The sequence below is a fragment of the Chromobacterium sp. CCUG 30098 genome (genome assembly GCF_059916605.1).
The window spans coordinates 348,601-367,188 of sequence record NZ_JAUCGS010000002.1; the positions used below are offsets into that span (position 1 = coordinate 348,601).

Consider the following 18,588-nt stretch of genomic DNA (forward strand, 5'->3'; position numbering starts at 1 on the left):
GGCTTGATTGGAATATTCAACATTGCTGATTGAATTCCTTTATCGCTGTTCCCGGCCGTCCTATCGGCCGGGCTTGGTTCTGGCTGAAATCATTTGCGCATTCACGCGTCGATTCAAAAGCTTGCCGTTTTTCGGGGCGCCGTCATGCCGGAATCCGCGGCGGGGCTAGGCCCGCTTGGCCCGCCGCGGCCGCGCGGCGGCTACTTGCCAGCACCGGCCGCGTGCTATACTGTCCGTTTTCGCGTTGGGTGCGTGGTGTAACTCCGCGCAGCGCCACCTCTGAGGTGAGGCAATGTCCTTCGTGTCTGCCGATCCGTGGCGTCGTACCGTCCCAGATGACTAAACCTGTCACACACTTAAGGATTTAACATGCAAGTACAGCTGGAAACATTGAGCAATCTTGAGCGCCGCATGAATATCGCCCTGCCGATGGCGGCCATCGACACGCAAGTGGCCGAGCGCCTGAAGCGCGTGGCCCGCAACGCCAAGATTCAAGGTTTCCGCCCGGGCAAGGCTCCGCTGAAGATCGTGGAAATGAACTACGGCGCCCAGGTGCGTGAAGAAGTGATGGGTGAACAGGTTCAACAGGGTTTCTACTCCGCCGTGAGCGAGCAGAAGCTGCGCGTTGCCGGCTACCCGCGCTTCGAGCCGGTAGCCGCCGGCGACGACAAGGAAAACTTCAAGTTCGCCGCCACTTTCGAGGTTTACCCGGAAGTGAAGGTTGGCGAGCTGGCCGGCAAGGAAGTGGAAAAGCCGCTGACCCCGGTGACCGACGCCGAAATCGAGAAAACCATCGATATCCTGCGCAAGCAGCGCACCCGCTACAACCGCGTTGAGCGCGAAGCCGCCACCGGCGACCGCGTGATCATCGACTTCAAGGGCGCCATCGACGGCGTGCTCTTCGAAGGCGGTTCTTCCGAGAACTTCCCCTTCGTGCTGGGCCAAGGCCAGATGCTGGCCGAGTTTGAAGCGGGCGTCGCCGGCATGAAGGAAGGCGACATCAAGAGCGTGGAAGTGAGCTTCCCCGAGGATTACCACGGCAAGGATGTGGCCGGCAAAACCGCCGTGTTCGAAATCCTGCTAAAGAACGTGGCTGAAGCCGTGCTGCCGGAAGTGAACGAAGAGTTCGCCAAGCTGCTGGGCATCGCCGACGGCGACGTTGAGAAAATGCGCGCTGAAATCCGCAAGAACGTGGAACGCGAAGTGAAGCGCCGTCTGCAGGCCCGCACCAAGGAAAACGTGATGCAGGCGCTGTTGGACGCCACCGAGATCGAACTGCCGAAAGCCCTGGTCAGCCTGGAAATCGGCCGTCTGGTCGAGCAAGCCCGTCGCGACATGCAGCAACGCGGCATGAACGTCAAAGACATGCCGTTCCCGCCGGAACTGTTCGCTCAGCAAGCCGAGCGCCGCGTGGCTCTGGGCCTGATCCTGTCCGAAGTGGTGGAGTCCAACAAGCTGGAAGCCAAGCAGGACCAAGTCAAGGCCATGATCACCGAGTTCGCCGACAGCTACGAAGATCCGGCTGAAGTGCTGACCTGGTATTACGCCAGCCCGGACCGCCTGGAAGGCCCGACTTCCATGGTACTGGAAGACAATGTGGTTGAATTTGTGCTGTCCAAGGCCAATGTTGTAGAGAAAGAACTGTCCTTCGACGCCCTGATGGGCAACAACGCCTGATAACAGCTGGAGTGGCCGATGAAATCGATGATGGAACCTCAAGGTCTGGGCCTGGTGCCCATGGTGGTGGAACAGAGCGGTCGCGGCGAGCGCGCGTATGACATCTACTCGCGTCTGCTGAAGGAACGCATCGTGTTCCTGGTGGGCCCTGTCACGGATGAGTCGGCCAACCTGGTTGTGGCGCAGATGTTGTTCCTTGAATCGGAAAATCCGGACAAGGACATCCACTTCTACATCAACTCGCCGGGTGGGTCGATTACCGCGGGCATGTCCATTTACGACACGATGAACTTCATCAAGCCGGATGTTTCCACCTTGTGCATTGGCCAGGCCGCCAGCATGGGCGCCTTCCTGCTCGCCGCCGGCGCGCAGGGCAAGCGCTTCGCGCTGGCCAATAGCCGGGTGATGATTCACCAGCCGCTGCTGTACGGCGGCGGCCTGTCCGGCCAGGTCACCGATATCGAGATCCATGCTCGCGAACTGGTCAAAGTCAAGGCCAAGATGAACGAGCTGCTGGCCAAACATAGCGGCCAGCAACTGGAGCGGGTGATCGCCGACACCGAGCGCGACAACTTCATGTCCGCCGACGAGGCACAGGCCTACGGCTTGATCGACAAAGTGCTGACGTCCCACAAGGACGTGAAAGCTTAAGGAGCGATGGAATCCGCCAATGGCTGATAAGAACAGCAATGAAAAGCTTCTCTACTGCTCTTTCTGCGGCAAGAGCCAGCATGAAGTCCAACGCCTGATCGCCGGGCCGCAGGTCTTCATCTGCAACGAATGCGTCGAGCTGTGCAACGACATCATTCGCGAGGAGCTGGAGAAGGGCGTCGGCGACGCCGCGTCCTCCTCCGAAGACAGTCCGCTGCCTACGCCTCAGGAAATCCGCGCGGATCTCGACCAATACATCATTGGTCAGGATTTCGCCAAGAAGACCCTGTCGGTGGCGGTGTACAACCACTACAAGCGTCTGAGCAGCCCGGCAAGCAAGAGCGAGGTCGAGCTGGCCAAGAGCAATATCCTGCTGATCGGTCCGACCGGTTCCGGCAAGACCTTGCTCGCCCAGTCTCTGGCCCGCCTGCTGGACGTGCCCTTCGTCATCGCCGACGCCACCACGCTGACCGAAGCGGGTTACGTGGGCGAGGATGTCGAGCACATCATCCAGAAGCTGCTGCAAAAATGCGACTACGACGTGGACAAGGCCCAGCGCGGCATCGTCTACATCGACGAGATCGACAAGATCTCGCGCAAGTCGGAAAACCCGTCCATCACCCGCGACGTATCGGGCGAAGGCGTGCAGCAGGCTTTGCTGAAGCTGATCGAGGGCACCGTGGCCTCGATTCCGCCGCAGGGCGGCCGCAAGCATCCGAATCAGGAATTCATCCAGGTGGACACCACCAACATCCTGTTCATTTGCGGCGGCGCTTTCGACGGGCTGGAGAAGATCATTCGCCAGCGCTCGGAAAAGGGCGGCATCGGCTTCGGCGCCGACATCAGCTCCAAGGACGACGGCAAGAGCTTGTCCATGTTGTTCCAGGAAGTGGAGCCGCAGGATCTGATCCGTTTCGGTCTGATTCCCGAGCTGATCGGTCGCCTGCCGGTGGCGGCCACGCTGGAGGAGCTGGACGAAGAGGCGCTGGTCACCATCCTGACCCAGCCGAAGAACGCGCTGATCAAGCAGTATCAGAAGCTGTTCTCGATGGAGTCGGTGGAGCTGGAAGTGCGTCCGTCCGCCTTGCGCGTGATCGCCAAGCAGGCGCTGAGCCGCAAGACCGGCGCGCGTGGTTTGCGCTCCATCCTGGAGCGGGCGTTGCTCGACACCATGTACGAGCTGCCGTCCATGGCCGACGTGGAAAAAGTCGTGGTGGATGAAAAGGTTATCGACAAGGGCGACAAACCGCTGTTCATTTATCGCGACAAGGACGACAAGGCGCAATCGGCCTGATTGTCCGCCGCGACTCCGGAGACCGCCCAAACCGGGCGGTTTTTTATTTGTAGAGCCGGAAATCTGATTTAGTATGGGGGTGTTGAATTTTACTGTCCGCCCCCCATCTCCCAAGCATTGTTTCATAAGCAAGGTTAGGTGATATGCCGCAACCCGCAGAACTCAAAGAAGAAGCCACGCTGCCATTGCTGCCGCTGCGCGACGTGGTGGTCTTCCCGCATATGGTGATCCCGTTGTTCGTCGGCCGCGCCAAGTCCATCCGCGCGCTGGAGCTGGCGATGGACGAGGGCAAGCAAATCCTCTTGGTGGCGCAGCGTTCCGCCTCCAAGGACGAACCGTCCGCCGACGACCTGTATCAAGTCGGCACCATCGCTTCGGTATTGCAGATGCTCAAGCTGCCGGACGGCACCGTCAAGGTGCTGGTCGAAGGCCGTCAGCGCGCGATGATCGAATCCGTGGGCGAAGAAAACGAATGTTTCGTCGGCGCCTTCAAGCCGCTGAGCCCGGAGGCCGAGGAATCGACCGAGACCGAGGCGATGCGCCGCGCGCTGCTCGCGCAGTTCGAGCAGTACGTCAAGCTGAACAAGAAGATTCCGCCGGAAGTGCTGAACTCGCTGGCCGGCATCGACCGCGCCGGCCGCATGGCCGACACCATCATCGCCCACCTGCCGCTGAAGCTGGAACAGAAGCAGGAAGTGCTGGAGATGTTCGACGTGCAGCAGCGCCTCGAGCACCTGATGTCGCAGCTGGAAGGCGAAATCGACATCCTGCAGGTGGAAAAACGCATCCGCGGCCGCGTCAAGCGGCAGATGGAAAAGAGCCAGCGCGAGTACTATCTGAACGAGCAGGTCAAGGCGATTCAGAAAGAGCTGGGCGAGATGGACGAGGTCAGCGACCTCGACGAGCTGGAAAACAAGATCAAGGTCGCCGGCATGAGCAAGGAGGGTCGCGAGAAGGCGATGTCCGAGCTCAAGAAGCTGCGCATGATGTCGCCGATGTCGGCGGAAGCCACCGTGGTGCGCAACTACATCGACACCTTGCTCGAACTGCCGTGGAAGAAGAAGACCAAGATCAGCAAGGACGTGGCCAAGGCCGAGGAAGTGCTGGACGAGGATCACTTCGGCCTGGAGAAGGTCAAGGAGCGGATTCTGGAGTACCTGGCGGTGCAACAGCGCGTCGACAAGCTCAAGGCGCCGATTCTGTGCTTGGTGGGGCCGCCGGGCGTGGGCAAGACCTCGCTGGGCCAGTCCCTGGCGCGCGCCACCAACCGCAAGTTCGTGCGCATGGCGCTGGGCGGGGTGCGCGACGAGTCCGAGATCCGCGGCCATCGCCGCACCTATATCGGCTCCATGCCGGGCAAGGTGCTGCAGAACATGAGCAAGGCGGCGGTGAAGAACCCGTTGTTCCTGCTGGACGAAGTGGACAAGATGGGCGCGGATTTCCGCGGCGATCCGTCGTCGGCCTTGCTGGAGGTCTTGGACCCGGAGCAGAACCACTCCTTCATCGATCATTACGCCGAAGTCGAATTCGACTTGTCCGACGTGATGTTCGTGGCCACGGCCAACTCGCTGAACATTCCGCCGGCGCTGCTGGACCGGATGGAAATCATTCGTCTCGCCGGCTACACCGAGGACGAAAAGGTCAATATCGCCACCAAATACCTGCTGCCCAAGCAAATGAAGGCCAACGGCGTGCAGGAGGGCGAGCTGGCGGTGCAGGAGACCGCGCTGCGCGACATCGTGCGCTACTACACCCGTGAAGCCGGCGTGCGCAGCCTGGACCGCGAAATCGCCAAGATCTGCCGCAAGGTGGTGACCAGCGCCTCGCTGAAGGCCGGCAAGGCGAGCAAGGTGACCGTCAGCGGCCGCAACCTGGACAAATTCCTGGGCGTGCGCCGTTTCGATTACGGCATCGCCGAGGACGAGAACCGCATCGGCCAAGTCACCGGCTTGGCCTGGACCGAGGTGGGCGGCGAACTGCTGACCATCGAGGCGGTGTCGCTGCCGGGCAAGGGCAACATCATCCGCACCGGTCAGCTGGGCGAGGTGATGCAGGAGTCCATCACCGCGGCGATGAGCGTGGTGCGCAGCCGCGCGCGTTCGCTGGGCATCAAGCCGGACTTCTACGAGAAGAGCGATATGCACATCCACGTGCCGGAAGGCGCGACGCCCAAAGACGGGCCCAGCGCCGGCATCGCGATGACCACGGCCCTGGTGTCCATCCTGACAGGCATTCCGGTGCGCGCCGACGTGGCGATGACCGGCGAGATCACGCTGCGCGGCGAGGTATTGCCCATCGGCGGCCTGAAAGAGAAGCTGCTGGCGGCGCATCGCGGCGGGATCAAGCACGTGTTGATCCCCAAAGGCAACGAAAAAGATTTGGTTGAAATTCCCGCCAATATCAAGCATAAAATCGAAATCCATGCCGTTAAGTGGATAGACGAAGTCTTGGCTTTGGCCTTGGAGCGGCAACCGGAGCCTTTGTCGGAAGAAGAAAAGCCGGCGGAGGAGTTGCGAGGGACGCAGGAGGCAGCGCAAGGCGTGTCCGTGATGAAGCATTAAGAATCATGGCCTTAGCCGAACGCTGAATAACTTGTGTTCAAGCGGCTTTCCAGTGTGTTTGCGAAATGGCAAAATGCCCGTCAAAGCCGCTTGACACAAGGATTTCGCCCTTGCTATAAAGCAAGCGGTTTTTATCCGAATTACGTAGACCGAGAACGACGAAAGGGGACTTACGTGAACAAGTCTGAACTGATTGACGCTATTGCCGCTGAGGCCGATATCTCCAAAGCCGCCGCCGCCAAGGCGCTGGACGGCATGGTGGCCGCTGTAACCGACGCTCTGAAAAAGGGCGACACCGTGACCCTGGTGGGCTTCGGCACCTTCTACGTTGGCGAACGCGCTGAACGCAGCGGCCGCAACCCGAAGACCGGCGCCACCATCAAGATCCCGGCAGCTCGTTCGCCGAAGTTCCGTGCTGGCAAGGCACTGAAAGACGCGCTATAATTAGCGGCCTTGGCAGCCCCTAGCGGCTGGCAAGGTGTTTCGAGGGGCGTTTAGCTCAGTTGGTAGAGCGTCTGCCTTACAAGCAGAATGTCGGCGGTTCGACTCCGTCAACGCCCACCACAGTCCGGAGCGGTAGTTCAGTTGGTTAGAATACCGGCCTGTCACGCCGGGGGTCGCGGGTTCGAGTCCCGTCCGCTCCGCCAGAACTCACAAAAAGGTGAACGAAATACAGCGTTCACCTTTTTTTTTGACAAGGGTGGCTCAAGCCAATCGCCATGTTCGAGTTTGTCCAGAACAATAAAGTCTTCATTCAGGTTGTATTGGGAGCTGTTGCGTTGACCTTCGTGGGCTTCGGCGTGGGCAGCTATGAAGCAGCTTCCGACGACCCTTATCTCGCCAAGGTAGGTTCCGCCAAGATTTACAAGCGCGATCTGGATCGAGCCTTGGAGGGCCAGCCCACCGATCCGGCCAGCCGCCAGGCCGCGCTGGAAAACCTGATCCGCCAGGAACTGCTGCTGTCCGACGCGCACGACCGCGGTGTCACCGTCAGCCCCGAGCAGTTGCGCAAAGTCATCGCCTCCATTCCCGCCTTCCAGGACAACGGCAAGTTCAGCCCGGAACGCTATCGCGAATTCCTGCAAAACCGCTATCCGTCTCCGGAAGCCTTCGAAGCCCAGGTCAAGCGCGACATCGTGCTGCAAAGCCAGCTGACCGGCATCGCCGGCACCGAGTTCGTCGCCGGCACCGTGGTCAACCGTCTGGCCGGCCTGTTGGGCGAGGGCCGCGAAGTGCGCTCTTTGCTGTTGAAGCCGGCGGATTTCGCCGCCGAGGTCAAGACCGACGACGCCGCGCTCAAAGCCTTCTACGACGCCAACCTGAAGCGTTTCCGCGTACCGGAGCGGGTTAAGCTCGACTACGTGCTGCTGTCCCAGGACGCCTTGGCTCAAGGCCTTAAGCCCAGCGACGCCGAGCTGCAGAAATACTACGAAGAACACAAGGCCGAGTTCAGCAACGAACAGCGCCGCGCCTCCCATATCTTGCTGACGGTGGCCAAGGACGCCAAGCCGGAGCAGAAGGCCAAGATCAAGGCCGAAGCCGAGGCCTTGCTGAAGGACGTGCGCGCCAACCCGGCCCGTTTCGCCGAATTGGCCAAGGCCAAGTCGCAAGATCCGGGCTCCGCGGCCAATGGCGGCGATCTGGGTTTCTTCGGTCACGGCATGATGGTCAAGCCTTTCGACGACGCGGTGTTCCGCATGAAGCCGGGCCAGATCAGCGAAGTGATCGAAACCGAGTTCGGTTATCACATCATCAAGCTGGACGAAGTGAAGGCTCAGGACTTCGCCGAAGTGAAAGCGGCTATCGCCGAGAAGCTGCAGCGTCAGCAGGCGGGCAGCCTGTTCCGCAGCCAGGCCGACAAGCTGACCGAACTGGCCTACCAGCAGGGCGATTCGCTGAAGGCGCTGCAAGAGCAGCTGAAGCTGCAGCCGCAGCATTCCGATTGGCTGAGCCGCGGCAAGCCGGCGGCGGACCCGCTGCTCAACAGCCCCAAGGTGCTTGAGGCGGCGTTCAGCGAAGACGTGCTGAAGAAGAAGCACAATAGCGAGCCGGTGGACATCGGCAACAGCCGCCTGTTGGTGGTGCGCGTGGCCGAACATCAGCCGGAGCGTCAGCAGACGATGGACGAGGTGCGCGAGGTGATCAAGGCCGAGCTGGTGGCCAAGGAAGGCGCCAAGCTGGCCGAGAAGAAGGGCCAGGCGCTGTTGGCCGAGCTGAAGGCCGGCAAGGGCGAGGGCAAGGCTTGGAGCGAAGCCAAGACCCTGCTGCGCCGCGATCCGGCCGGTCTGCCCATCGCCGACGCGCGGGCGGTGTTCGCCGCTCAGGCGGGCAAGCTGCCGGCCTTCGCCGGCGCCAAGCGCGACAACGGCGAATACGCGCTCTATCGCATCGACAAGGTGATTCCGGCGCCGGCGGCCAGCGAGGCAGAACGCGGCCAGCTGAGCGCGATCCTGGGCGAGATGAACGCCAACGCCCAGCTGTCCAGCTATCTGGACACCTTGCGTCAGAAGTACAGCGTGACGATGGGCAAGCAGGGTTTGTCCGACGCGCAGTAAGTCCGGTTTGAACGATGTCCGATCGCCGCCGTCAGCGTTTGCTGGCGGCGGTTTTTCATATGCCGCGCACTGATTTGCTTATAAGTTTGAGCGCTAAGCGGGCGGTTTTTTTGAGCGGGATGAGATAATTTCAATCTTTTTTAGTCGGAACTATTGACTGGAAACGAAAATAGATGTTCAATCATAAACAAATTTAGTCGCCGATTTGAACACAGCTTGCGGGCGTAAAACAGCTAAAGCGTGGGTAAGCAGCCCCAGGACGTGATCCAGCATCTGCTTACAGTAATCTCGATTCCGCAGTGATTCCGAAGATTCCCATGCAAGGCCCGCCAAGTTCATTGGCGGGCCTTGTGTTTTTGGAGTATTTGGAATGATTCATCTGCAAAATGTTCGTAAGCGTTTCCGTCACCCCGAGGGGGGCTGGTTCGATGCGGTCACGGACACCTCTCTCACGATTCGTCCGGGCGAAGTCTTCGGACTAATCGGCTTTTCCGGCGCCGGCAAATCCACCTTGCTGCGCCTGATCAATCTGCTGGAGCGTCCGGACCACGGCGCCGTCATCGTCGACGGCGAAGACCTGACCAGCCTGTCCGCCAAGGCCTTGCGCCGCGCGCGCCAGAATATCGGCATGGTGTTCCAGCAATTCAATTTGATGGCCAACCGCACCGTGGCCGGCAACGTCGCCTTCCCGCTGGAAGTGGCGGGCTGGGCCAAGGCGGATATCGACAAGCGCGTCCATGAATGCCTGGAAGTGGTGGGCCTCTTGGACCGCGCCAATCACTATCCGGCGCAATTGTCCGGCGGCCAGAAGCAGCGCGTCGGCATCGCCCGCGCGCTGGCGCCCAATCCCAAGGTGATCCTGGCCGACGAGCCCACCTCGGCGTTGGACCCGAAAACCACTCAAGCCGTGCTGGATTGTCTGAAGGACATCAATCAACGCTTTGGCGTCACCATCGTCATCGTCACCCACGAGATGGGCGTGGTGAGGGCGATCTGCCATCGCGCGGCGGCCCTGGACGCCGGCCGGGTGGTGGAAGTGGTGGATGTGTCGAATAACGAGGTGGCGGCGGATTCCGATCTGGCGCGCTCGCTGCTGGAGGCCGCGTAATGGATGCCGCAACCCTGAACGAAGCATTGCAAAACCTGGTGAGCATGGGGCCGGAAATCTGGCAGGCCTTCCAGGAAACGCTGGTGATGCTGGGCATAGGCCTGAGCGCGGCCGTCTTGCTGGGCGGTCCGCTCGGCATCGTGCTCTACCTGACCCAGCCGGGTCAGCAGTTCGCCAACCGCGCGCTGAACGGCGTGCTGGGCTGGGTGGTGAACCTGGTGCGTTCCTTCCCCTTCATCATCCTGATGGTGTCGCTGGTGCCGCTGACGCGAGCGCTGGTGGGCAGCACCATCGGTCCGGTGGCGGCTTCGGTCCCGCTGGCCTTTGCCGCGATTCCGTATTTCGGCCGCCTGGTCGAGCAGACGCTGCGCGAAATTCCGCGCGGCGTGGTGGAGGCGGCCGAGGCGATGGGCGCCAGCCCGCTGCAGATCATCTGCAAGGTCTTGCTCAACGAGGCGCGCTCCGGCCTGATTTCCAGTCTGACCATTCTGACCATCAGCTTCCTGAGCTATACCGCGGTGGCGGGAGTGGTGGGCGGCGGCGGCATCGGCGATCTGGCCATCCGTTACGGCTACTACCGTTATCAGACCGATGTGATGGTGGCCATGGTGCTGATGCTGGTGGCGCTGGTGCAAGTCATCCAGCTGCTGGGCAACCGGCTGGCCGCCAAGCTGGACAAACGTTGACATCCGCCGGCGCCAGGCGCCGGCAGGGCTAAGCTTTTACCTATCAATGGACAAGCAGGAGAAACAAATGCGTAGATTCGTGATCAAGGCAGTGGCGGCGTCGGTATTGGGTTTGGCGACGGCGGGCGCGGCGCTGGCGGCGGACCCGGCCAAGAAGGACATCGTGATCGGCACCACCGTCGGCGATTTCGGCGATATGGTCAAGCAATCGATCAAGCCCATCCTGGAAAAGCAGGGTTACAAGGTCAAGCTGGTGGAGTTCACCGATTACGTGCGTCCTAACCTGGCCTTGCAGGAAGGCGCGCTGGACGTGAATGTGTTCCAGCACAAGCCCTATCTGGACAACTTCGTCAAAGAGCACAAGCTGAACCTGAAAGAAGCGTTCCAGGTGCCGACCGCGCCGCTGGGCATCTACGCCGGCAAGATCAAGGCGCTGAAAGACGTCAAAGTGGGTTCCACCGTGGCCGCCCCCAACGATCCGTCCAATTTCGCCCGCGCGCTGGTGATGCTGGCCGATCTGGGCTGGGTCAAGCTGAAGCCGGGCATCAACCCGCTGACCGCTTCCGAGCGCGACATCGCCGTCAATGTGAAGAAGATCAAGATCATTCCGCTGGAAGCCGCGCAACTGCCGCGTTCGCGCAGCGATGTGGACTTCTCGGTGATCAACGGCAATTACGCCACCAGCTCCGGCATCAAGCTGACCGAGGCGATCTATCAGGAAAAGAGCTACGCCTACGTCAACTGGGGCGCGGTGCGCACGGCGGACCTGGCCAAGCCCTGGGCCAAGGACGTGGTGGCGGCTTACAACTCGCCGGCGTTCAAGGCTTTCGCCAAGCAGAAGTACGCGGGCTACAAGCTGCCGCAGAATTGGAACTAAGCGCAGGCGCTTATTCGCGCGCCGGCAGACGGCCGGCGGCGCAGGATTTCTTGTAACACTCCTGGCTACAAGACTTGATGGGAGGGCTTTGCCCTCCCAATTTTTTTGCGCGCTTAAAACGTGTTTACGATCTCGCGAGCGAAGGTGAGACAAGGCGAAAACCGCTGAGAAAGCGGAGTGTACACACGGTACATGAGCATTTCGAAGCGGCACTCATCGTGTAACGCTCCACAACGCGCAGCAGATCGTAAACAGGTTCTCAGGCCCGCTGACAAAACCCCGATCCTGCGTTGCGCCTCCTTGTCGTACTACTGGTACTGTCTGCGTCGGCGCGCCTTGGCTCAGGTGCGCTGCGCGGTTTTGTTAAGGCTCTTATTTCAGATAGGAGCGCAAGACGCCCACCACCTGTTCCAGGTCCCGGCTGCGCTGCAGCGGGTCGTCGGCCTCAGGGCCCAGATGTTCGCGCAGATGGCCCTCCATCACTTCCATCATCAGCCCATTGACGGCGCCGCGCACCGCGGCGATCTGTTGCAGCACGGCCGAGCAATCGACTTCCTGTTCCAGCGCGCGTTCCAGCGCTTCCGCCTGGCCCTTGATGCGGCGGACGCGGGTCAATAATTTCTTCTTGTCTTTCACGGTATGCGGCATGCGCGCGGCTTCCTTCTATTGATAATATACTGGGGTATAGTATATTGACGCCAATCCGCCGCCGGACGCGTTGATTCCAATCGTTCACGGCGGCCAAATGGAACTCATTGTAAAGAAGGTCAAAGATGCCGCCAATCGCCGAGCTGATCCAACAGGGCAACATCAATCTCTGGCTGTTCATTCCGTCCGCCATCCTGTTAGGCGCGCTGCACGGGCTGGAGCCCGGGCACTCCAAGACCATGATGGCGTCTTTCATCATCGCCATCCGCGGCAGCATAGGCCAGGCGGTGCTGCTGGGCTTGTGCGCGGCCTTGTCGCATTCGCTGATCGTCTGGCTGCTGGCGGCGCTGGCGCTCCAATACGGCAATCAGTTGATCGCCGAACAGGCGGAGCCGTATCTGATGCTGTTTTCCGCCGTAGTGGTTTTGGCGGTGGCGGCCTGGATGTTGTGGCGCACCCGGCGGGACAATCTGGCGGCGCGGGCCATGCGGCGGCCGCCAAACGGCGGCAGCATGATAGACACCGGCCATGGTCTGGTCGAGGCCTTGCTTCTGCGCGAGGACGGTCTGCGCGTGGCCTTGTACCAGTACGGCGCCGGCCTGCGACGGCTGAAACCCGATGGGCGCGGCTTGGCTCTGGCGTGGCAAGGCGAGGAGGAGGCCGGGGAACTGGCTTTCGAAACTGAGGGGGAGTATCTGCTCAGCCCGCTCTTGCCGGCAGGGGCGATGGCGAAGGCCTTGCTCCTAAGCCATGGCGGTCACGTTCATCGCTATCCCGTGCGTTTCGCGCCGGCGGCCGGCGTCGAGGGGGCGGGGACGTATCGCCGGGCGGTGAGCGCGGGGCCGGCCAAGCCGGCGCGAAGAGCGACGGCGACGCTGCCCGCCTATCAGGACGCGCATGAACGCGCGCACGCCGAGCACATCCAGCGGCGCTTCGCCGGCAGGAAGGTGGGTAATGCGCAGATCGCCTTGTTCGGCCTGACCGGCGGGCTGATACCGTGTCCGGCCTCGGTGACCATTTTGCTGCTATGCCTGCATCTGAAGCGCTTCTCCCTGGGCGCCACCATGGTGGCTTCGTTCAGCCTGGGGCTGGCCTTGGCGCTGGTCAGCGTCGGCGTGCTGGCGGCCTGGGGCGTGCGCCAGGCGGGCGCCCGTTTCGGCGGCCTGGGCGAGTGGGCGCGGCGCGCGCCCTATCTGTCCGCCGGCCTGATGTTCCTGGTGGGCTTGGCGATGGCCGCGCAGGCCGCGCGTGGCCTCGCCGCTTAGCGCTTGTTCAAGGTCTGCCGCGCTTCGTGGGGCGCGGCGCGGCGAGTACGGCTTCGAAATGCCCATGCAGCGCTTGCACGCTCCGCTTTCTCCGCCGCAAGGCCTTGTCCCGCTCTTGCTCGCGCGACTCTGAACGGTTTCCTAGGACGGCTGCCGCGCGGCGCCGGTGCGGCCCAGGTAACGTCCCAGCCAGCGGTCTTGTTCCCACAGCATGTGCAATATCGATTCGCGAGCGCGGTAGCCGTGGCTTTCCGCCGGCAGGGTCACCAGCCGCGCAACCGCGCCCAGGCCTTGCAGCGCCTGGTATAGACGCTCGCTTTGCAGCGGGAAGGTGCCTGGGTTGTTGTCCATTTCGCCGTGGATCAGCAAGAGCGGGTCCTTGATCTGATTGGCGTAGTTGAACGGCGACATGGCTTGATAAACCTCTTTGGCCTGCCAGAAATTGCGTTCCTCCGATTGGAAGCCGAAGGGCGTCAGCGTGCGGTTGTAGGCGCCGGAGCGGGCGATGCCGGCATGGAACAGCCGGGTGTGCGCCAGCAGATTGGCGCTCATGAAGGCGCCGTAGGAATGGCCGCCGACGGCGATGCGGGCCGGGTCGGCCACGCCCAGGCGCACCACTTCGTCCACCGCGGCCTGGGCGTTCATTTTCAGCTGCGGCAGATAGCTGTCGTTCGGCTCTTTCTCGCCTTCGCCGACGATGGGCATGCCCGGATCGTCCAGCACCGCGTAGCCGCGCGCCAGCATGGCCAGCGGTCCCCAATAGCTGATCCGATTGAAGCGGTAGGGCGATTCCGTCACCTGGCTCGCCGCGGCGGCGGTTTTGAACTCGGTGGGATAGGCCCACATCAGCATCGGCAGCGGGCCGTCGCGCTTGGCCTCGTAGCCGGGCGGCAAATAGAGGGTGGCGGTCAGCGCCACGCCGTCGGCGCGCCGGTAGCGCAGCAGTGTCTTGGCGACGTCCTTCAATTGCGGCGTCGGGTGCGGCACATGGGTCAGCTCCAGCGGTCCGGACGCTTGCCCCAGCGCCAGACGGTAGAGATTGGGCGGCTGGCTGACGGATTCGCGGCTGAGCAGCAGGTCCCGGCCTGCGTCGTCCAGCAGCGCGGCCGGCCGTTCGAACCAGGGCGCTTGCGATTGCCACAGCCGCGTGGCGCGTTTGTCGTCCAGCGCGTAGCGGTCGACGAAGGGGCGGTCGCCTTCGGGGCCGGCGCCTTCGCCCAGCAGATAGATGGCCTTGCCGTCCGGCGTGGTTTGCAGCACGGATTGTCCGTTGGCGTTGCTGATCATGGCCGCCTCGCCGGGGTCGCTGTAGCGGTCTTCCGATTTGCGGCTGCTCAGCAGTTCCGGCGGGCGGTCCTGGTCGGGGCGCGCGCGCCAGACTTTCAGTTCACGGCTTTTCCACCAGTGTTCGCGCACCAGGGCCAGGTCGCCGCGGCCCCAGCGGACGTCGGCGAAACGGCTGGCCAGCCGCTGCAGCTGCCGCGGCGCTTGCTGGAAGGGCGCGGCTTGCAGATAGAGCGCGTCGCGTTCGGCGGCGTTTTGTCCGGGGTCGCCGCCGTCCAGCGCTTCGACCCAAAACAGGCTGGCCGGCGCGTCGGCGCGCCAGGCGATTTCGCGCGGGCCGGTCTCCACCGCGTCGTTGCCGGAAGGCATGCGTTCCAGCAGCGGCCGCTGGGTCACGGTATGCGCGATGCGGCCTTGCCGGTCCAATACGTCGACGCGCTTGGGGAAGCGGGAGATCGGCACCAGGCCGGAGTAGGGGCGTTGCAGGCGGGTGGCCAGCAGGTATTGGCGATTGGGCGAAGCGCTGACGCCGAGATAGCGGTCGGGCTGGCCGATGGGGCTGAGCTTGCCGTCCAGGCTGAGCAAGGCCAATTGGCTTTGCAGCTGGTAGTCCAGCAGGTCGGCGTCGTAGGGGGTCTTGAGCAGGTCGGGATAGGTCCGGGTCTGGGACGGCGCGCCGCCTTCGCTTTGCTGGATATTGGGGCCGCTCGGAGCCTGGGGCGGCCGCGGCGCCGGGCCTTGCTTCGCCGGCACGCGCTTGATCAGCAGCTGTTCGCCGAACCAGGCGAAGCCGGGGCCGGTGGCGGCGTTGAGGTGGACCTCGCCCAGCCGGCGCGCGCGGGCGTCGGCCACGTCCAACAGCCACAGCTCCACGCCCTTGGCGCCCCATAGGCTGAAAGCCACGCGGCTTTCGTCGGCGGACCAGGCGCTGTCGGCGATGCGGGCCCCGGCGGGCAGGCCGCGCACCGCGCGGCTGCGGCCCTGTTTCACGTCCAGCAGGCTTAGCGCGTTGCCGAAGTCGAAACGGCTGGCGGCGCGCATGGCGGGATTCAGGCGCAAGCCGGCCAGCTTGAGTTCGGGCTGGGCGACGTCGGCGATGCCGGGCAGACCGGGGCGGTGGATTTGCAGCAGGGTCCGGCGCTTGGGGCCCAGGCTTTGCAAGGGCGGGCGCGGCGCGTCCACCAGGGCGCGCAATTCGGCGGGCGGGGTCTGATAGCCCTGTTCGGCGGCGCTTGACGGCGCCGCGGCCAGCAGGCCGGCGATCAACGGCGCGCCGGCCAGCAGCGGAATACGAGGGGGCATGCGGGGCTCCTGTGAGGGATGGCGGGCAAGCGGAAAAACTTGCCCTAGTCTCGCAGGAGCGTCAAGGCGCGCCGCGCGCGGGCGGCGGGAGGCGCGAGCGCCCTAGAGCGGCGCGGAAACGCTAAGTAGTTCTTTTTGTTGCGGATTGGCCGGCGTCACCGGGTAGTCGAAGAACTGCAGCGTCAGGCCGCCGCCGTCCGCGCTGAAGCGGGCCGGGAAGCCCAGCGGCAGCGTGGTCTTGTCGTGGACATGACCAAAAGGAATGCCTGTCAGCACCGGAACGCCGGTCAGACGGCGGATTTCCGCCAGCACCGCGTCCAGGGTGTAGCCGGGGTCGTAGAGGTCGACCTGGCGGCTCATATTGAAATCGCCGATGAAAATGGCGCGCTGTTTGGCCAGCACGCCGGCCAGATGCAGCTGCTGCAGCATGCGTTCGATGCGGTAGGGCTGTTCGGCGACGTCCTCCAGGAACAGCAGGCCGCCCTTGATGTCCGGCAGGTAGGGGGTGCCGACCAGGCTGCTGAGCACGCTGAGGTTGCCGCCCCAGAACACGCCTTCGCCGCTGGCGTTGTGGCGCTGCGGCGCGTCGACGCGCAGCTGGCGGTTGGCCGTGGTGGTGGTGGTCAGGAATTCGTTGAGGGTGAAGGCGCTGGGTTGTTTGGCGCCGAAGTCGCTGACCATGGGGCCGGCGAAACTGCCCAGCCCGCCCTTGGCCAGCAAGGCCAGCTGAATGGCGGTGAAGTCGCTGTAGCCGATCAGCTGGCTGCCGGATTCGCGCAGCAGCGGGCAGAGCCGGCCGTAGTCGATGTGGGGCAGCAGCCGCGTGGCGCCGTAGCCGCCGCGGCCGGCCACCAGCAGCTGCGGCGCGCTGCGGCGCGAGATCAGCTGATTGAGGTCGGCCAGCCTTTGCGCGTCGCTGCCGGCGAAACGCTGATGGCGGCGGTCCAGCGCCTGGACGTTTTCCAGCTGATAGCCGGCCAGGCGCAGCCGCTCCACGGCTTGCTGCTTTTGGCGCGCGTCCGGCAAGGGGCCGGAGCAGGCGGTGAAATAGAGGCTGCTGCCGACGGCTGCCGGCGCGGGAAGGGATTGGTCAACCATGGTGCGACATCCTTGCAAGAGGCCAAGGCCGGCGCTGAGCGCGCCCATCTGGAGTAGTTGGCGACGAGAGTATTGAATGCGGGCAGTCATTGAATCCGGGGCCGAAGGGCCGGTGCAAACGGGGTTCGACAGCGCGAGGCTGCGTGAGTTGCGTCAGTATACGGCAAACGCCGCGACGGCGCAGAGCGCCGCCGCCGGCGTCGCCGCGCTCAAGCCAGCAGATTGGCCAGGCTGGAGGTGGACTGCTGCATGGCCGACAGCTCGCTGTTGAGCGCGGTGTATTCGTTCAGCAGCGAGCTTTTCTCGTTGGCCAACTGGTTGTTGAGCTGAGCCTGCAGATTGGTTTCGTCGTTGATCTTGACGTTGATGTCGCCCTGATCGGCGGTGATCATGCCGTTGGGGCCCAGCAGGTTGTTGATGGCGGTGTTGAAGGCGTTGGCGTAGCCGTTGTTCTGGGCGTTGCCGAACAGATTGGCCACCGCGCCGGGATCGGCGTTCAGCGCGGTGGTGAAGGCGCTGGAATCCAGTTTCAGCGTGCCGTCCGCCTGCTGAGTGATGCCGACCTGGGCCAGATAGGCGTAAGAGGAGGAGGCGTTGACGCCCGGCACCGGCGTGCTGAGCAGGCCGGACAGCTGCTCTTGCAGGCCGATGACGTCGCTATTGTTCTTCATGCTGCCGTTGAGGGCGGCGTTGCTGGCGCTGATCACCTGGTTGTAGGCGCTGACGAAGGTTTGCAGCGTGGAGGTGACGTTGGCGGTGTTCTGGCTCATGTTCAGCGTCACCTGGCCCAGCTTGTTGAGGTTGACGGTGGCGCCGTTGATCACATTGCTCAGGGTGTTGCTGCTGCTGGACACATTGACGCCGTTGACGGTGAGCAAGGCGTCCTGGGCCGCCGCGGATTCGCCGGCGGCCGCGCCGCTCTGGCTCAGGCCGGCCAGAGTGTTGCCGGACGCGGCGCCGCTGTCGCTGCCGCCGGCGGCGATGCTGAAGGCGTTGGCGGGGCCGGATTGCGCGGAGGCCAGCACCAGCGAGAACTTGCTGTTGTACTCCACCACCGAGGCGTTGACGCCGATGCCGGCGCTATTGATGCTGTCGGCGATGGAGGACAGCGAGACGGCGGAGCCGTTCTGGCCCAGCTGCACGGTGCTGGTGGTCCCGTTGACGGTGAAGCTCAGCGCGCCGGGCGCGCCGGCCAGCGCGGCGTTCTGGTCGGTGATGGCTTGCCCGCCCGAGGTTTGGTCGAACACCAGTTGTCTCGGCTGGGCCAACTGGGTGACGTTGAGCGCGTAGTTGCCGGCCACGCCGCCGCTGGTGGCGCTGGCGCTGGCGATGGTGTTGTCGGTGGAGGCGATCTGGAATTGCTGCAGAAAGCTGCCGGAGGCCATGGCGGTGGAGGCGGTCTGCAGGCTGGACAGCGCGGAGCTGATCTGGCCGATGGAGCTGAGCTGGGACTGATAATTGCTGACCCGGCTCTGGCTTTGGGTCAGCGGTTGCGAGTCCACTGCGATCAGCTGGCTGACAATGCTTTGCACGTCCAGCGGCCCTACGCTGGTGGTGATGGATGCCATGACGACGCCTCCCT

General features: G+C 63.2%; 14 protein-coding genes and 2 tRNA genes. 12 read left to right on the forward strand and 4 right to left on the reverse strand.

The genetic code is table 11. The annotated features are described in order from the left end of the window. The first annotated feature begins 369 nt into the window (after window positions 1–369). The 11 genes from tig (at window position 370) to QUG03_RS07355 (ending at window position 11,409) form a co-directional block, all read left to right on the forward strand. Window positions 370–1,677, forward strand: coding sequence for a trigger factor (tig, locus tag QUG03_RS07305; protein ID WP_107799213.1), 1,308 nt, complete (start codon window positions 370–372; stop codon window positions 1,675–1,677). Window positions 1,678–1,695: 18 nt separating this feature from the next. Beyond that, window positions 1,696–2,328 carry an ATP-dependent Clp endopeptidase proteolytic subunit ClpP gene (gene clpP / locus QUG03_RS07310; RefSeq protein WP_107799212.1) on the forward strand — a complete coding sequence of 211 codons (633 nt, stop codon included), beginning with the start codon at window positions 1,696–1,698 and terminating at the stop codon, window positions 2,326–2,328. A 19-nt stretch (window positions 2,329–2,347) separates the two neighbouring features. Beyond that, window positions 2,348–3,622, forward strand: coding sequence for an ATP-dependent Clp protease ATP-binding subunit ClpX (gene clpX / locus QUG03_RS07315; RefSeq protein WP_107799211.1), 1,275 nt, complete (start codon window positions 2,348–2,350; stop codon window positions 3,620–3,622). Between the two features lie 143 nt (window positions 3,623–3,765). Then, the gene (gene lon, locus QUG03_RS07320; protein ID WP_107799210.1) at window positions 3,766–6,183 is read left to right on the forward strand and encodes an endopeptidase La; all 2,418 of its coding nucleotides are present in this window, start codon (window positions 3,766–3,768) and stop codon (window positions 6,181–6,183) included. A gap of 54 nt (window positions 6,184–6,237) precedes the next feature. After that, window positions 6,238–6,627 (forward strand): HU family DNA-binding protein, encoded by a 390-nt coding sequence (locus tag QUG03_RS07325; RefSeq protein ID WP_474456863.1) that lies wholly within the window; start codon window positions 6,238–6,240, stop codon window positions 6,625–6,627. A gap of 44 nt (window positions 6,628–6,671) precedes the next feature. Further along, window positions 6,672–6,747, forward strand: a tRNA-Val gene (locus QUG03_RS07330). A gap of 6 nt (window positions 6,748–6,753) precedes the next feature. Beyond that, a tRNA-Asp gene (locus tag QUG03_RS07335) sits at window positions 6,754–6,830 on the forward strand. Between the two features lie 72 nt (window positions 6,831–6,902). Next, a complete protein-coding gene (locus tag QUG03_RS07340; RefSeq protein WP_227108207.1) occupies window positions 6,903–8,738 on the forward strand; it encodes a SurA N-terminal domain-containing protein in 1,836 nt (611 codons plus the stop codon). 370 nt (window positions 8,739–9,108) lie between these two features. Next, window positions 9,109–9,846: a methionine ABC transporter ATP-binding protein gene (locus tag QUG03_RS07345; RefSeq protein WP_107799208.1), complete on the forward strand. Its 738-nt coding sequence runs from the start codon at window positions 9,109–9,111 to the stop codon at window positions 9,844–9,846. Beyond that, complete coding sequence (locus tag QUG03_RS07350; RefSeq protein WP_107799207.1) at window positions 9,846–10,532, forward strand: methionine ABC transporter permease; 687 nt, start codon at window positions 9,846–9,848, stop codon at window positions 10,530–10,532. The genes QUG03_RS07345 and QUG03_RS07350 overlap by 1 nt, the downstream gene beginning before the upstream one ends. A gap of 67 nt (window positions 10,533–10,599) precedes the next feature. Next, the gene (locus QUG03_RS07355; RefSeq protein ID WP_107799206.1) at window positions 10,600–11,409 is read left to right on the forward strand and encodes a MetQ/NlpA family ABC transporter substrate-binding protein; all 810 of its coding nucleotides are present in this window, start codon (window positions 10,600–10,602) and stop codon (window positions 11,407–11,409) included. Between the two features lie 372 nt (window positions 11,410–11,781). Here QUG03_RS07355 and QUG03_RS07360 read toward each other — a convergent pair whose 3' ends face one another. Continuing rightward, complete coding sequence (locus QUG03_RS07360) at window positions 11,782–12,057, reverse strand: metal/formaldehyde-sensitive transcriptional repressor (protein WP_107799205.1); 276 nt, start codon at window positions 12,055–12,057, stop codon at window positions 11,782–11,784. 125 nt (window positions 12,058–12,182) lie between these two features. Between QUG03_RS07360 and QUG03_RS07365 the strand changes: the two genes are divergently transcribed. After that, entirely contained in the window at window positions 12,183–13,322 is a 1,140-nt protein-coding gene (locus QUG03_RS07365; protein ID WP_500819736.1) for a HoxN/HupN/NixA family nickel/cobalt transporter, read from the forward strand. A 141-nt stretch (window positions 13,323–13,463) separates the two neighbouring features. On the opposite strand, the gene QUG03_RS07370 is transcribed toward QUG03_RS07365, so the two are convergent. The 3 genes from QUG03_RS07370 to fliD form a co-directional block, all read right to left on the reverse strand. Beyond that, window positions 13,464–15,908: a S9 family peptidase gene (locus tag QUG03_RS07370; protein ID WP_500819737.1), complete on the reverse strand. Its 2,445-nt coding sequence runs from the start codon at window positions 15,906–15,908 to the stop codon at window positions 13,464–13,466. A 102-nt stretch (window positions 15,909–16,010) separates the two neighbouring features. Then, window positions 16,011–17,006, reverse strand: a complete 996-nt coding sequence (locus QUG03_RS07375; RefSeq protein ID WP_227108212.1) for an LD-carboxypeptidase — start codon at window positions 17,004–17,006, stop codon at window positions 16,011–16,013. Window positions 17,007–17,215: 209 nt separating this feature from the next. Continuing rightward, window positions 17,216–18,574, reverse strand: coding sequence for a flagellar filament capping protein FliD (fliD, locus tag QUG03_RS07380; RefSeq protein WP_253314233.1), 1,359 nt, complete (start codon window positions 18,572–18,574; stop codon window positions 17,216–17,218). Between the last annotated feature and the right edge of the window lie 14 nt (window positions 18,575–18,588).

What these genes read in the sequence shown, in the direction of transcription:
- tig (WP_107799213.1), top strand. Translation starts at nt 370, where the DNA reads ATGCAAGTACAGCTGGAAACATTGAGCAATCTTGAGCGCCGCATGAAT.
- clpP (WP_107799212.1), top strand. Translation starts at nt 1,696, where the DNA reads ATGAAATCGATGATGGAACCTCAAGGTCTGGGCCTGGTGCCCATGGTG.
- clpX (WP_107799211.1), top strand. Translation starts at nt 2,348, where the DNA reads ATGGCTGATAAGAACAGCAATGAAAAGCTTCTCTACTGCTCTTTCTGC.
- lon (WP_107799210.1), top strand. Translation starts at nt 3,766, where the DNA reads ATGCCGCAACCCGCAGAACTCAAAGAAGAAGCCACGCTGCCATTGCTG.
- QUG03_RS07340 (WP_227108207.1), top strand. Translation starts at nt 6,903, where the DNA reads ATGTTCGAGTTTGTCCAGAACAATAAAGTCTTCATTCAGGTTGTATTG.
- QUG03_RS07345 (WP_107799208.1), top strand. Translation starts at nt 9,109, where the DNA reads ATGATTCATCTGCAAAATGTTCGTAAGCGTTTCCGTCACCCCGAGGGG.
- QUG03_RS07350 (WP_107799207.1), top strand. Translation starts at nt 9,846, where the DNA reads ATGGATGCCGCAACCCTGAACGAAGCATTGCAAAACCTGGTGAGCATG.
- QUG03_RS07355 (WP_107799206.1), top strand. Translation starts at nt 10,600, where the DNA reads ATGCGTAGATTCGTGATCAAGGCAGTGGCGGCGTCGGTATTGGGTTTG.
- QUG03_RS07360 (WP_107799205.1), bottom strand. Translation starts at nt 12,057, where the DNA reads ATGCCGCATACCGTGAAAGACAAGAAGAAATTATTGACCCGCGTCCGC.
- QUG03_RS07365 (WP_500819736.1), top strand. Translation starts at nt 12,183, where the DNA reads ATGCCGCCAATCGCCGAGCTGATCCAACAGGGCAACATCAATCTCTGG.
- QUG03_RS07370 (WP_500819737.1), bottom strand. Translation starts at nt 15,908, where the DNA reads ATGCCCCCTCGTATTCCGCTGCTGGCCGGCGCGCCGTTGATCGCCGGC.
- QUG03_RS07375 (WP_227108212.1), bottom strand. Translation starts at nt 17,006, where the DNA reads ATGGTTGACCAATCCCTTCCCGCGCCGGCAGCCGTCGGCAGCAGCCTC.
- fliD (WP_253314233.1), bottom strand. Translation starts at nt 18,574, where the DNA reads ATGGCATCCATCACCACCAGCGTAGGGCCGCTGGACGTGCAAAGCATT.